At 37.7% G+C, this 14,783-nt stretch carries 13 protein-coding genes; 6 read left to right on the top strand and 7 right to left on the bottom strand.

What is annotated here, in order from left to right; translation table 11 throughout:
- Nucleotides 1–2: 2 nt before the first annotated feature.
- Together D0T08_RS28280 and fusA are read left to right on the top strand one after the other, a co-directional pair.
- A complete protein-coding gene (locus tag D0T08_RS28280; RefSeq protein ID WP_409012909.1) occupies nt 3–89 on the top strand; it encodes an IS3 family transposase in 87 nt (28 codons plus the stop codon).
- A 511-nt stretch (nt 90–600) separates the two neighbouring features.
- Nucleotides 601–2,688 (top strand): elongation factor G, encoded by a 2,088-nt coding sequence (gene fusA, locus D0T08_RS25735; RefSeq protein WP_116985634.1) that lies wholly within the window; start codon nt 601–603, stop codon nt 2,686–2,688.
- A gap of 86 nt (nt 2,689–2,774) precedes the next feature.
- Here the strand turns inward: fusA and D0T08_RS25740 are convergent, their stop codons facing one another.
- Nucleotides 2,775–3,620: a UbiA family prenyltransferase gene (locus D0T08_RS25740; RefSeq protein WP_116985635.1), complete on the bottom strand. Its 846-nt coding sequence runs from the start codon at nt 3,618–3,620 to the stop codon at nt 2,775–2,777.
- Between the two features lie 222 nt (nt 3,621–3,842).
- Between D0T08_RS25740 and D0T08_RS25745 the strand changes: the two genes are divergently transcribed.
- Nucleotides 3,843–5,159, top strand: a complete 1,317-nt coding sequence (locus D0T08_RS25745; protein WP_116985636.1) for a glucoamylase family protein — start codon at nt 3,843–3,845, stop codon at nt 5,157–5,159.
- 59 nt (nt 5,160–5,218) lie between these two features.
- Here D0T08_RS25745 and D0T08_RS25750 read toward each other — a convergent pair whose 3' ends face one another.
- The 3 genes from D0T08_RS25750 to D0T08_RS25760 are packed head-to-tail and all read right to left on the bottom strand — an operon-like array spanning nt 5,219 to nt 7,448.
- Nucleotides 5,219–5,755: an NADPH-dependent FMN reductase gene (locus tag D0T08_RS25750; protein WP_116985637.1), complete on the bottom strand. Its 537-nt coding sequence runs from the start codon at nt 5,753–5,755 to the stop codon at nt 5,219–5,221.
- On the bottom strand, nt 5,755–6,057 hold the full coding sequence (locus D0T08_RS25755) for a DUF1330 domain-containing protein (protein WP_116985638.1): 303 nt from the start codon (nt 6,055–6,057) through the stop codon (nt 5,755–5,757). The genes D0T08_RS25750 and D0T08_RS25755 overlap by 1 nt, the downstream gene beginning before the upstream one ends.
- A gap of 41 nt (nt 6,058–6,098) precedes the next feature.
- Entirely contained in the window at nt 6,099–7,448 is a 1,350-nt protein-coding gene (locus D0T08_RS25760; protein WP_229239057.1) for a hypothetical protein, read from the bottom strand.
- A 108-nt stretch (nt 7,449–7,556) separates the two neighbouring features.
- On the opposite strand from D0T08_RS25760, the gene D0T08_RS25765 reads away from it, so the two are divergent.
- Nucleotides 7,557–8,195, top strand: a complete 639-nt coding sequence (locus tag D0T08_RS25765; protein ID WP_116985639.1) for a hypothetical protein — start codon at nt 7,557–7,559, stop codon at nt 8,193–8,195.
- Nucleotides 8,196–8,326: 131 nt separating this feature from the next.
- Nucleotides 8,327–9,934: a serine hydrolase gene (locus tag D0T08_RS25770; protein WP_158561353.1), complete on the top strand. Its 1,608-nt coding sequence runs from the start codon at nt 8,327–8,329 to the stop codon at nt 9,932–9,934.
- Between the two features lie 7 nt (nt 9,935–9,941).
- Here the strand turns inward: D0T08_RS25770 and D0T08_RS25775 are convergent, their stop codons facing one another.
- The 3 genes from D0T08_RS25775 to D0T08_RS25785 form a co-directional block, all read right to left on the bottom strand.
- Complete coding sequence (locus D0T08_RS25775) at nt 9,942–11,264, bottom strand: hypothetical protein (protein ID WP_116985641.1); 1,323 nt, start codon at nt 11,262–11,264, stop codon at nt 9,942–9,944.
- Between the two features lie 103 nt (nt 11,265–11,367).
- On the bottom strand, nt 11,368–11,661 hold the full coding sequence (locus D0T08_RS25780; RefSeq protein WP_116985642.1) for a LytTR family DNA-binding domain-containing protein: 294 nt from the start codon (nt 11,659–11,661) through the stop codon (nt 11,368–11,370).
- A 420-nt stretch (nt 11,662–12,081) separates the two neighbouring features.
- Nucleotides 12,082–12,801, bottom strand: a complete 720-nt coding sequence (locus D0T08_RS25785) for a hypothetical protein (RefSeq protein ID WP_116985643.1) — start codon at nt 12,799–12,801, stop codon at nt 12,082–12,084.
- A 713-nt stretch (nt 12,802–13,514) separates the two neighbouring features.
- On the opposite strand from D0T08_RS25785, the gene D0T08_RS25790 reads away from it, so the two are divergent.
- Nucleotides 13,515–14,630 (top strand): hypothetical protein, encoded by a 1,116-nt coding sequence (locus tag D0T08_RS25790; RefSeq protein WP_116985644.1) that lies wholly within the window; start codon nt 13,515–13,517, stop codon nt 14,628–14,630.
- Nucleotides 14,631–14,783 lie beyond the last annotated feature (153 nt).

Raw genomic sequence — 14,783 nt, forward strand, 5'->3', positions numbered from 1 at the left:
ATATTCAGTATTATAACAAAGAAAGAATTAAACTTAATCTAAAAGGAATGAGCCCCATACAATACCGAGCGCATCATTCTAAAACTTAATAATAATTTTGTCCAAAATTTGGGGTGCAGTCCAATTATTTCCGAGTTCCTGCCACTCAAGCAGCAGTGGAAAAGGTGACCGATACGGTGGGAACCTTTTTGAATGAGGACAGCAATGTTTAAAAGTTCCTGTCACTAAAGCAGAATCGGAAAAGGTGACCGATACGGTGGGAACCTTTCTGAATGAGGACAGCAATAGTTCCTAGATTATCAAAGTATTACTAAGGCGGTAGTTTCGGACATCAAAGCTTTCTAAAACTACCAGCTTAAACTTTGGTCGAACAAATTCTTAATAAAACCCTCATTTTATCTCTTTAAATTAATATAAAAATAATATGTCTATACAGGTCTTTAAGTTTTCTTCATAAAATTTAAAACGTTTTTGATTTTATCAAAAAGTCTTCGTAATTTTGCACCCCGAAATGGAATCCTATTTTAGCTTGGATAAAAGTTTCTAAACAAAATTGTCTGGTAATCAGACTTTTAAACATTTTGATAAAAATATAAAACAATGGCACGCGATTTAAAATTTACAAGAAACATCGGTATTGCTGCCCACATTGACGCAGGTAAGACTACTACCACTGAGCGTATCCTTTATTATGCTGGCGTGAGCCACAAAATTGGTGAGGTACACGATGGCGCTGCTACGATGGACTGGATGGAGCAAGAACAGGAGAGAGGTATTACCATCACATCTGCAGCAACAACCGTTGACTGGAATTATAGAAATGATAAATATCACATCAATATCATTGACACACCTGGTCACGTGGACTTTACCGTAGAGGTAAACCGTTCGTTACGTGTACTAGATGGTCTTGTATTCTTGTTTAGTGCGGTTGATGGTGTTGAGCCTCAGTCAGAAACTAACTGGCGTCTGGCAAACAACTACCATGTTGCCCGTCTGGGTTTTGTAAATAAAATGGACCGCTCAGGTGCCGATTTCCTTAATGTGTGTAAACAAGTAAAGGAAATGTTGGGTAGCTACGCTGTACCTCTTCAATTACCAATCGGTTCTGAAGATAATTTCAAAGGTGTGGTTGACCTAGTAAACTTCCGTGGTATCGTATGGAACGAAGAAGATAAAGGTATGACCTTTACTGAAGTTCCGATTCCTGCTGATATGATGGATGAAGCAACTGAATACCGTGAGAAATTATTAGAAGCAGTAGCTGAGTTTGATGAGACTTTGATGGAGAAATACTTCGAAGATCCGAATTCAATCACTGAAGATGAAATTTTAGCGGCGCTTCGCGCTGCAGTTGTTTCGATGAAAATCGTTCCTATGCTTTGCGGTTCATCTTTCAAAAACAAAGGTGTTCAAACCATGCTTGACTATGTGATGGCTCTGTTGCCTTCACCACTAGACAAAAAGGCGATTATTGGTACAAACCCTGAAACTGGTGCTGAAGTAACCCGTAAACCTTCTGAAGATGAGCCTTTTGCAGCTTTAGCGTTTAAAATCGCAACTGACCCTTACGTAGGTCGTTTGTGTTTCATCCGTGCTTATTCAGGTGGTCTTGATGCAGGTTCTTATATTCTGAACAACCGTTCAGGTAATAAAGAGCGTATCTCTCGTATCTTCCAGATGCACGCCAACAAACAAAACTCAATCCCGAGATTGGGTGCTGGTGATATTGGTGCGGTTGTAGGATTTAAAGATATCAAAACTGGCGATACGTTGTCAGATGAGAAAAACCCTATCGTTCTTGAATCAATGGTATTCCCTGATCCGGTTATCGGGTATGCAATTGAGCCTAAGAAAACAGCTGACCAGGATAACTTCTCTAAAGCAATCACTAAGTTGATTGAGGAAGATCCAACATTGACAGTTGAATCGAACGAAGAAACAGGTCAGACTATCATCCGTGGTATGGGTGAGCTTCACTTGGAAATCATCATCGACCGTATGCGTCGTGAGTTCAAAGTAGAAGTAAACCAGGGTGCACCACAGGTAGCATATAAAGAAACTATCACCAAAACTGTTGAACACCGCGAGGTTTACAAGAAACAGTCAGGTGGTCGTGGTAAATTTGCCGATATCGTGTTCGAACTAGGACCACGTGAAGATGGCAAAACTGGTTTAGAGTTCGTAAACAACATCGTGGGTGGTATTATTCCAAAAGAGTTTATCCCTGCGGTACAGAAAGGTTTCGAATCAGCTATGTCAAATGGCCCATTAGCAGGTTTCCCTGTAGATTCAATGAAAGTTCGTTTATTCCACGGTTCTTACCACGATGTCGATTCAGATTCATTGTCTTTCGAGATGGCTGGTCGTTTAGGCTTTAAAGAAGCTGCACGTCAGGCTGGTCCTAAGATTCTTGAACCAATCATGGCTGTAGAAGTTATTACTCCTGACGAATATACAGGTCCTATCACCGGTGACTTAAACCGTCGTCGTGGTATGATGAAAGGTATGGACACAAAAGCTGGTTCACAAGTAATCAAAGCTGATGTACCTCTTTCTGAACTATTCGGTTATGTAACTGACCTTCGTACAATGTCATCAGGTCGTGCCACTGCAAACTTGACGTTCTCTCACTACGAGATTGTTCCTCAAAACATTGCAGACGGTGTAATTGCAAAATCGAAATAATAAGATTTAGCTTATTAGTTTATATTAAAAGCACCTGCTTCGGTTTCGAGGCAGGTGCTTTTGTTTTAGAACCAATATCTATTTATCTATCTTATATACAACCAGATATAAAATCCATTCAGACATAAAGATGCCAGCAGGTTGAGCCACATGACATGCCGAAAATCGGCCTGTCCATTATCCTTTAATACCTGTAAAAACCACCAGCTAAAATAGGCCAGGGTTGGCAGGTTAAACAGGAGAAGTAATATAAAATCTGATTCTGGAAAATAGAGAAAGAACAAGCCAAAAGCTAGGGTAAAAACAGTTGCTGTAAAAACAAAAGTACCTCTTATACCCAGCAGCATGCTCATTGTGCGGTCTCCCCTCCTGCGGTCTTCGTCATGCTGATACACCTGTGTAATCGGGTAAATGGCCCATAGCATTAATGTACTGATAATCGCAGGCAATAGATGGTGTTGTAAAGGTTCGTCGTTATCGCTAACTGCAAGTACAATGGTATAATAGGTGAATGCTCCCTGAAACAAGCCCACGATGAACCAACTCAGAACAGCGTATTTTTTCAAACGTACTTTATCATCACTATAGGCTTTTGATACCATACTATAGACAAAAATCAACAAGGCAAAAAGCGGATTAACAAATAAGAAACCCAGAATAACCGCAATGGTATCAATACCCCAAGCCACCCAGAAGAGTTTGTCATCTACCGCAGGAGGGTTTTCTAGCCCACCAATGCTGCCCTCATCTTTATCAAAATAACTATTATAGGCATTGCTGGCAGTATAAATAAGTAAATGCAGAATAACAAAAACCCAGATGGCTTTGGTCTTATCGACGATGGTTGACTGACTTATGGCAAACCAATAGACAGGCATCAGAAAAAAAGAAAAGGGAATGCGCAGGTGTAAGAGAATATCTTTAGCGGTCATGGGTCTATCTTTTTTTGTAAAGATATTAAAATCTATCCTGGATTTGTACTTTGCGAAAGATTTATTAGAATCAATACAAACGATTTTACTTCATTTTGCAGCCAAAGTAGTATAAGTTTTATAAAATCGCTTTGCTGAATATTTGTTTCATAGCCTCAAAATTTGTTTTTTTGACTCTATTTTTAGAACTGGATTGTGTTTTACTTTCAACCTTGATGATTTATGAAAGCCAAAATTCTTATTTTATGCTTGCTATATGCATCTGTTTTAGCATATGGGCAGAAAAACAACAAAACTACTGATAAGCTATCTGACGAAGCGCTACTAGACCTGGTACAAAAGCAAACCATACGTTATTTCTGGGATTTTGGGCATCCTAAAAGTGGACTGGCCCGTGAGCGCAGCAATGTTACTTTCGGTTACGGGCACGAGACCTGTACCATTGGTGGAACCGGATTTGGTGTAATGGCTATTATTGTTGGCGTTGAGCGAGGCTGGATAAAACGTGAAGAAGGTGCCGAAAGAATCAGAAAAATTGTCAATTTCCTTTTTAAAGCACAGAGTTATCATGGCGCATTTGCGCATTGGATGGATGGTGAAACAGGTAAAACTATTCCGTTTGGGCGTAAAGACGATGGCGCTGATCTGGTGGAAACGGCTTACCTTTTTCAGGGTCTTTTATGTGCCAGAGAGTACTTTACTAAAGATAATAACACAGAAAGAGATATACGCCAGAAAACCACTTGGATGTGGGATGAACTGGAGTTTGACTGGTTTACCCGTGAGTCTGTCAACCAATTATACTGGCATTGGAGCCCGAATAATGGATGGGCGATGAACTTTGAATTGCGTGGCTGGAATGAAACCCTGATTACTTATATTCTGGGAGCTTCCTCTAAGCGTTATCCTATCACACGTGAGCATTATATCAAATGCTGGGCACAAAGCGACCATTTTAAAAATGGCAAAGAGTTTTACGGAATCAAATTACCTTTAGGCTTTGATTATGGTGGGCCGTTGTTTTTCTCGCAATATTCGTTTCTGGGTTTGGACCCTCGCGGTTTAAAAGACCAATATGCCGACTACTGGCAGCAAAACCTGAATCATACGCTCATTAACTATAAGCATTGCGTAATTAACCCGAATAAGTTTAAAGGTTATGGTCCAAATTGCTGGGGATTAACAGCTAGTGATAATCATGAGGGCTATAATGCACATGCGCCTGATAACGATTTAGGCGTTATCACCCCTACAGCTGCCTTATCGGCATTCCCTTATACACCAAAAGAATCAATGGCCGCTTTGCGCTACTTTTACGAAGAAAAAGGTGATAAATTGTGGGGAGAATATGGCTTTAAAGATGCCATGAACGAATCAAAAAACTGGGTTGCAGAATCGTATCTTGCCATTGACCAGGGTCCGATAGTGGTAATGATTGAGAATCATAGAACCGGCTTATTCTGGAAGTTATTTATGGGTATACCTGAAATTCAGCAGGGGTTGAAGAAATTAGGATTTGAAAGCCCGCAGATGAAATGAAGCATGGAGCAGAGAGCATAGGGCAAAGCGTTTGCTAGCCCTATACCTCTTGCCAAGCTCTACTTTAATAACTTTATAATGCTCTTTGTAAAATCCTCCACCCTTTGCAAAGTTTCAGTATGAGTAATCTCTCCCTGCTCGTTAATCTTTCCTTTGATACCGCTGATTAATAGTAAAGTATCCTCATTAAAATCAGCACCCAAGGTTTGCATAATTAATTGCAATTGCTCATGTCCTTTTTCGCCAGATGCTGAGGCAGTAATAATGCCTAAAGGCTTATCTGTGAAGACTATTGTTGAGACTGTCCATTCCAGAGCATTTTTCAAACTTCCCGGAATACTGAAAACGTATTCGGGCGTACAAATCAAAACTCCATCAGCCTCTGTAATTTGCTGTCTGAAATTGGTTACAATAGAAGCTACCTCCTCATTATCCAAATCCGGATTGAAATGTGGGAATTCGGCTATCTGATTAAAAATAGTCAGGTCTATATGCTCTTGCATTAACTCGCCTATTTTCTTCAATAATCGCTCATTATTTGAGTTCGCTTTAGTACTACCTAAAATACCCAATACTTTCTTTTTTGCTGGTATCATTACATTTTATCTCCTTTTACCAGAAGCATTGACTGAACCGAGTCATTTTTTAAATGAATAAATTTCAGACGGCCATCATCTTTCATATATGCCTGCAAATCACTTTCTGATTCAAACGTCACAAAGTGTATTTCATAGGGTTTTTCTCCATCAGCCATTATATAAGCTGAATCATCGGGGCGAACTCTATATAATAGCTTCCCATTGAATTTCTCTATCAAAGGAATTACGTTATCTTCAAACTCATGAAAAATGGCTTCTTTGCCTTCTTTTACAAAAATCAGTTGGGTAATGTAAATCATAGTTTTATGTTAGTTCAAATTATTAATAATGAATATTACTATTATTTCACCACAAACTCATGCCTCCCCCCTTCTCCCTCAATCCAGGTATCTTTTACCGCACCTACTCCCTCAAAACGGTATTGTAGTCCCACTATTCCGGTAGGATTATGCGGAAATTTGAATGAATGCGCTTTCTTGTCATTTACAAAGAAAGTCATTTCTTTGTTTTTAGTTTCCACTCTTAGTTTTGTCCATTGAGTTAAATCGCAACCGAAGCCGGATAAATCTGCTGCAGAACTTTCTGCATTTGCGCCACAAGCGTACAAACTGATATTGCCAACACAAGTTTTAGCACTCAGTGGTATAATAATAATATCGTCTTTACACTGAATCAATACCTGTACTTTCTGGCAAGTGCCTGTTCCTTCCGAAAAATCATTTTTTAGCATGGTTTCAAAAGTAAAATTATCGTTCATCAATTCTCCCAAATCAGTCTGATTAAAAAACCTGATTCTTGGCGCTTCCGGATGAAGTGGGAGACTGTATTTTTTCAGTAGACCTCTGTCCACGCTTATTTCATTGCCTTTCAGCACTTCCGGTTTAGCAAAGTACAAAGGCATTTTCGCATCATTTCTGGGTTCGACCAAAGCCAGCCAGTTATCGGTTTTAATCTGCAAATCATGTGTTTTTACTACTTCCTGATTCACAAGCAGCTTTGTTCTGAAATAACCCGGATAATAATAGATTGCAGAATGATTATGCAGATTTTTATCTACTTTCTTTTTCCGTCTGCTATCCCATGTTTGTATGATAAACACTGAATCCCTTAGATTAGCAGCCGTAGCATCATAGGTAAATACAACCGAATTAGGTAAACCCTCTGTAACCACTTTATCTGCTTTAAAAGCAAATTTGGAATAGTCTAAGTTCGGCCGTTCCTTTTTCTGCGCCATAAAGGCAATTAAGCTAATAATAAACAATGTACTTATGATACCATAGATAAAATATTGTCGCTGGTTCGTATTAACCGATAAGGGTTCATTATTAGTAACGGGAGGCTTTGGAAGGTCTTGGGCAGTTGACTGAGGAACAATACTTTTGGCAAAATCCCGCCAGTTTGCAAAACCAATAAACTGAGCTAATGTATTAAGGGTGGTTAGTGATGGTGAGCTATTATAACTTGCTTTACCAAATATTCTTTTCAGGGTAGAAACACTTATCTGCACATTGGTCTCGGCAAATATCTGTTCATTAAGCCTTTCAAAATCATAATTCAACCATGCCGCACTACTGCCCCAATTGAGTTTATCTTCAATCGCTTTTTTGCATTTTTCAAGGTTTTCTACTTCTGAATGCTCCATTTTATGAGTCGTTATAGGGCTTGTACCAAAATGAACCTGTTTTGACATAGGTTTGGACAAGCCTTAGCTTTTTCTTTTCTACAAATTTGCCAAAAAAAATCAATCTATCACAAATCCTTTCAAGACAATTATTATCTATTTAAAACCTCAAAAATTATGAAAAACTTTTTGATCCTGCTCCTGCTTATTATTGGAGACTATAGCTTCGGGCAAACTAAAACACTAAAAGTAGATTTGAAAAATCCTGGCTTATGGACAGTCTATAGAAGGCTGAGTCCTGCCTGGAAAGATACCATTGTGCTCAACAAAACCGAAGATGAGGGCATGATGGTTCTGAATAATTTTGAAATGGGCAATGGTATTATAGAATTTGATTTAAAGGGAGAGAATATTCCTCAGCAAAGCTTTATTGGTATTGTGTTTAATGTTCAGAATGATAGTACATTCAAAAACATCTACTTCCGTCCTTTCAACTTTATCAATCCTGATACCGCTCGCCGAAGCAGGGCTGTGCAATATGCCAGTTTGCCTACTCATACTTGGTTTAAATTGCGCGACAACTTTCCGGGTAAATATGAAAACAAAGTAAAACCTGTACCCGACCCTAATGGCTGGTTTCATACCAGAATAGTAGTTAATAAGCCTTTCATAAAAGTATTTGTAAATAATAGTGACGAACCTTGTATGGTAGTAGAAAGTCTGGCGGCTAATTCAACAGGTAAAATAGGCTTGTGGACCGGGCCAATGACTAGAGGAAGTTTCACAAACCTGACCGTAACACCAACCGCCAAATGACTTGTAAGTTTTTAATCGCAAACATAAGTCGGTTAGTCAATTTAACAAATTTTAACAGATGCAGATCCCATCATTTGTGCAACATTGCGCCAACAGTCTTTGTCTTTGCTTTAAAACCTTACAAAAATTCTATGAAAAAACTATTACTAATTGGGTTATATCTCTTAACACATCTTTTACATGCACAGGACTTTAATAATTTTTCAAAAGATATTCAAACTTATACCCAACTACTAAAAATACCAGCCATGGCCATTGGTGTAGCTAAGGGCGATAGCTTGATTTACTTCAAGGGAATCGGCTTTGCCAATCCGGATACGAAAGAGCCTGTTACAGCCGACCATATATTTGTCATTTCTTCGCTCACCAAGAGCATGACCTCGGTAATGATGCAGCAAATGGAAGCGGAGGGCAAACTCAGGCTGAATAATTTAGTAAATGATTACCCGAATCAATATTTTACAAAAGAGCGCTGGGATAACAAAACTACCTTGGCACATATCTTAAGCCATACCTCAGAAAGCAAACCTGTAGGGCAAGGCTTTGTATATAATGGCGGTAAATATAATGTGGTTTTTAATGCTATTAAGGGCATTAATAAAATTGATGTGCCTAATGATATGACCAGAGCCTTTACTTATGAAGTAGAAAAACGCCTGATTGAGCCTTTTAATCTTACGCATACCATTGCCCGATATGATTCGGTGAAACACAAAAAATTAAGTAGCAGCGTAGCAACATTATATAAGTTTAATAAGGATCAGAAGTTATACACCAATTCCAGGCTTAATTTACCTAATATGCAAAGTGGGCCTGCCTATGGTATGATGAGCAGTGTACATGATTTAATAAAATACAGTGCGGCACTTGATAAAGGGGTTATTATTTCAAAAGAACGTTATCAGAAAATAACCACCCCTTTCTACAAGGGCAGCCCGCAGGGAATGGGATGGTTTGTTACTACATTTGAAGGTGTTGAGATTCATTGGGCTTACGGATACGGCGATGATGCTTCTATCTTATTGAAAGTTCCGGCTAAGAATCTTACTTTTGCCATGCTGTCTTCAACAGATATGGCATCGGCTACTACTCGTCTGGGTTTTGGTAACCCATTCAATTCTCCTTTGATTTGTGCTTTTCTAAAAGCTTTTGTGCTGAATAAAAAAGAGGGCATCTCTTTTGGCACAGATATTTCAGCCATCGAAAATCAGATAAAAAGCAAAAAATCAACTTTCAATTTTGAAGAGCTTTTTGCTTATGCAACTGTGATGAGATTTGCGCCTGAATCATTAACTGAGAGCTATCCATCCAGTGATGATTTATTAAAATTATTGATTAAATATTATCCGGTCCAAGCTAAATGGGATACGCCAACTGCTTATGAGATAATCGCCAAATCAAACGATAAAACAGTTTTAGACTTTGGCAAAAACCTTATAGTAAAGTTCAAACAAAGCCCGCAGCAACACCCGGGTAAGTTATACTTTGGAGGATTGATTCTGGATCAGACTCAACAAACTGCAGAATCTATTGCTATATGGAAAAACCTCGCCGATGGTGATGACTACCAGGAACAAGGTTATAAATTTGACGCAATGATGAAACTGGCTAAATATTATTTGCCTACCAATGCTACTTTAGCCAAGCAATACCTAAGCCGATTGATTAAGTACAAAGAATATATGGGTGGCAAAGACAGACTATATAATGAGGCAAAAGAGTTGTTGGAAAAGAAGTGAGTAATTATTAATCACATACGCTATAATTTACCCATCTATCCTTTTCCCATCCAGAAACTGGAATCTGGTTATAATCACTAATACAGATGGTAGAGAAATTGTTTTTGTAACATAGCAGGTATACCAGCTTAGGATTATGGCTGATGTTTAAGTTAGTCAGATAATTAGAGGAGCAGTTTAAATAAAATAAATTCTGGTTTTTATATAAACTCAAATTCGTAAGGTTATTTGATTGGCAGTACAGATACAATAGCTTCGTGTTTTTGCTTATATCCAGGTTTCCCAAAGAGTTTTTAGAACATTGCAGATGAGCTAATTCAGTATTCCGGCTTATATCTAATGCCATTAGCAGATTAGACTGGCAAAATAGCGAATTGAGTATTGTGCTTTTGCTTAAATCCAAAGCACTTATCAAATTATCGGAACAGTATAGATATTGCAATTGTGTATTTTTACTTAAATCCAATGTTGTAAGTTTATTAAATGAGCAAGACAATTCAGTGAGAAAAATGTTTTTACTCACATCTATACTGTTTAGTTGGTTATAAGCAACACTTAGTTTCTTTAGATGTATGATTTTACTTATATCTAAATATCCTAACGCGTTTGAGAAACACCATACTTCTGTCAGAGCCATGTTTTTTGTAATATCTAATCTACCTAATTTATTAATCTGGCAATACAATTCCTCCAAGCCAGCGCATTGGTCTATTTGCAAGTCCGAAATTTCATTACTATGGCAGTCTAAGTATTTTAATGCCGTATTACTATTTAAATGAAGTGCAGTTAAACGATTCCCCTGGCAATCCAGATAAGTTAGATTCGTGAAAGCTTCTATACCACTCAGATTTCTGATTAGCTTGCCTGCCACTACTAATTCGGTCACTCTTAATGTGGCACTTCTGGCTATTTGTCCATCTTTTTTATCATCAATTTTCTGTCTGATTAATTCGTTTTCAAAAGCAGAATCAGGAATAGCAATATAACCTGAAGCAGTTTGTGTGATAAATTTAGTTGTGGAACTCCCTCCCTTGCCGTCCTGTGCAATTACGCTGCCCTCAATATTACTATCAAATGGCAGATTCTTTAATAAATATTGGGTGTTTTTGATTCCTTCAATGTGTTTTCCCCGATAAGCTACAGTATAACTTATTTCATCATTGTCAGGGTCTTGGGCGGGTGACCAACTCAAAAGGACTGTCTTACCATCACTTTGCAAAGCAGTATTCACTACGAAATCACCTGGTGCATGATTCGGCGCTAAATCCTGTTCTTGTTGGCAGGCAGTTGTTATTAGTAATATTATCAGCAGACAATAAATAAATCTCATCAGTCATTGATTTTTATTTCTGACTGACATTGAGTTTTTCAGGTTGGATAGTTTTGGATGCTTAAGGGCAGAATAGTTATTATACGGCAAGTTTTTTTCACTCTTAAGCCACCATACTCTGTATCATATCTCGGCGGCGGCGAGATACTCCAATCACTGTTCCATCTGAAAGATATATGTTTGAACTGGACGAATCATAATGGTGAATATGATTACGGTTAATCAGATAGCTTCTGTGAACTCTCAGGAAATTTTCCTGCTCGAAGAAATCCTCATACTTCTTTAAAGTAAAACCGGAGAGCAGGGTTCGGCCACAACTTAAGAAAATTTGGGTATAATTGATATCGGCTTGGAGAAAGAGAATTTGCTCTAAAGGAATGTTAGCAATTAGTTTCATACGCTAATTCGTAGACATAAGTTTTCAACAGAAATTTCTGCACAAACTATTTTCTACTGATGAAATTTTATAATTTATTTCCTGACTTAAGTCGAAATTAACGACAAATCGAAGAAGTATATTGTTTTATCAGAATAAAATGCTTTCAAACGGTAGCATTACGAAGAGGAGAAACAGAAAAACAAGGAATGGTTTATTATGCTCATAAGCCATTCCTTATTTAGCAGTTTGACGGTTCTAGCCATTAGATAATTGCACGACAACACGAATTTGGCACAACCCAAATGCTGCCATGTCAGATTGTTAGACATGCCACAATCATATTTATTAGACGAACATAGAAGGTTGAGGTAACATACCTCTTTATATTTTTTATACTATGTTTTTAATAATAAACTCTTTTATCGTATCTATTATTTACTAAAAATCGTGGTATTCAATTATTGCGCCTCTCACTATTACAATAGGCCAGGTATTATCAGAAGATGTAACTTTAAGCGTATACAGATAGTTTTGATTGTCTAACTCTAAATTATTAATAGCTTGCTGCGCAACTACCGTCGGAGAATTAGTAGTGGGAGTTGTAAAACTAAAAATACTTTCTTCGTTTGAAGTATTGTCAATATGTGCTCTAATAATACTTATATTCAAAGTTCGGGATTGTGATAAAGTCAGAAAAGTTAGTTTGATAGAAGTTAGTTTGCTTTTGTGCGGTACCTGAATAGGAGCCAGCAATATACGCCCATTGCTAATGCTATAGAAAGTTAAGCCTCCCGCCGAATGAATCAAATAATCGTCTCCGGCAGGAAAGGGCAACAAATCTGTCTCATTTTCGTCATTGTAAAGTTGGTAATTTAAGACAAAAGCCGAACTTGGAATACTCAAATAACCCACTTTATAACCTGTAATTAAATCACCGGTTGCGTTTGCATATACTGGATATGCTAAGAAAGGATTACCCGTTGCCAAACCAGATGATTTTAAAGCACTCCCTTCTATTAAACCACTGGCTTTAATATTTCCTTTAACATCCTGTGTATTACTAGATGGGGTAATCGTTAAAGCATAAGAAGGAGGTGTTTGTGCTTGCAGACTGAATATGATAAAGTAGTACCAGAAAAAGAATGAGACATATTTCATAGCTTTAAGAATAGGTTTAGAAGAATAAAATAATTACCTGTTCTTACAAATTAATACAATAATCAACTATCTGTAAATAGCATAAAAGTGTTACTTTTTCCGAATGAAAATAGTATTTCTTACATACAATATACACTATTTTCATCTGGAAAAATATCAGGTAGAGACAATTTAATACTTGTGATTTTGATGGGTATAGCTTTACCTTTTTCCTGTTACTTGCAAAAATTTGAAGAAGGGCTCTTAGGGCAATATTAATTTAAGGGATTCTAACATTGCAGATTGTATTATTATGCAAAAAACTTTATTAGTCAAGTAGAAAATGCTAAAATCTCATTTTTTAACACAAAAAGCCCTTGTTTAAAGGGCTTTTTATCCTAAAATCTCTATTGATTTCGTTTTGTGTGAATTTTTATTGGTTTTTACGAATAAAAATTGTAAAATTTGTTGTCGATCTAGGGCATGTAGATTGACAAGCAAAAGTTATATTAAACTCAGAAAATCGTAGGATTCTATCTTACGATTTTTTTATATTAGCATATACGGAGATTCTGCAGCCTTGGATTTAATTTTTTTACATTTCTTTTGAAATTTTTTTTGGCTCCAAAAAATTCCTCCAATTAACTATTACTTACAAAATCACGGCAAACCGTGATTGATTCCTCTCTCAGTATCTGATACATTTACGGGCTCACCAGAGACAATTTTTAGCTATGAAATACTCTTTTATTTTTTTATTCCTGATAGCCTGCAAAACCTTTGCGCAATCTACCACGCTATTGCCCAATGCTACCAAAATAGGCAATGTAGCATCTTTAGGCACTTGTAATTCTGCTGCCAGAGGAACACAGGTTTTCAATACCACCGATGGCAAAATGTATTTCTGTAATGGTGCTGGCTGGGTAGATATGACAGGTGGTGGCGGAGGTAGTGGCTTTACTTTGCCCTATAGTGGAAGTGGCGCAACTTCAGGAAACCTATTTACGCTAACCAATACTGGTTCTGGGAGAGGAATATCTGTTACAACAGGCCTTGGTCGGGCAATTTTTGGAGAAAGCGATGGTAATGCAGGCATTTATGGGGTCAGTAATACAGGCGTTGGGGTATTTGGCTATGCCAATAGCAATTTTTCAGGATTCTTTAATAATAAAGCCAAAGTTGGGTTCAATCTGGCTGTAGGGCAACTTACTTATGAAGAGACTATTGCAAGATTACATATTAAAGCAGATGGTAATGGAGGTTGGGGGCAGCATATCAGAATGGAAAATGGAACAGATACAGGTTATGGTGAAATTTTACATGATACTGATGGCATGAAATTCAGAAATTTTCAGGCAAGTGAAAGTTTCATTTTCAGAAATTCACTTAATAATACTATTGCTTCCTTGAGCAGTAATGGTACTTTCTACCTGGAGGGTCCGGCTGTTATTTCAAGTGGTGCTACTATAGCAGGAACTGTAAATGTCAATAATAATTTATATGTAGAGGGTGTAGCTTCGATTTCGGGCAAATTAACCGCTGACGGACAAGGGATTGTTCAAAACCCCACAGCATCCACATATATTATCCGGCATGAAACCGAGGGATACTCATTTTCTAACCTGGCTGCAGGAGCAAGTATTATAAGTACATTGGGTTATCCTGATTTCTCAGGTGTACCAGCCGTATCAGTTGCTCAGGTCGAGAATGGAACAGGCGGTTGGGATAAAGTTTTAGTTACTCCATATAATGTTACTGCCGCTTCTTGCAGTGTGCGGCTTACCAATGTAAGCAATAGTGCAATTGATGTATCCGGTACCTGGCATTTTACTGTGATTGGCCCTAAATAAGACACCATTTGTATTATTCTAATAAATATCAAAATAGTGCTATATCCAAAAATGGCATGGCTATACGCTCAGCTGGCTTATTTTCCAATCATCATAACCTATAAAACATTCATCGGGAAATATGCTATGTTCATCAGCCTAAATCTTACACTT

The organism is Emticicia sp. C21, assembly GCF_003418935.1.
Taxonomy (GTDB): Bacteria; Bacteroidota; Bacteroidia; order Cytophagales; family Spirosomataceae; genus Emticicia.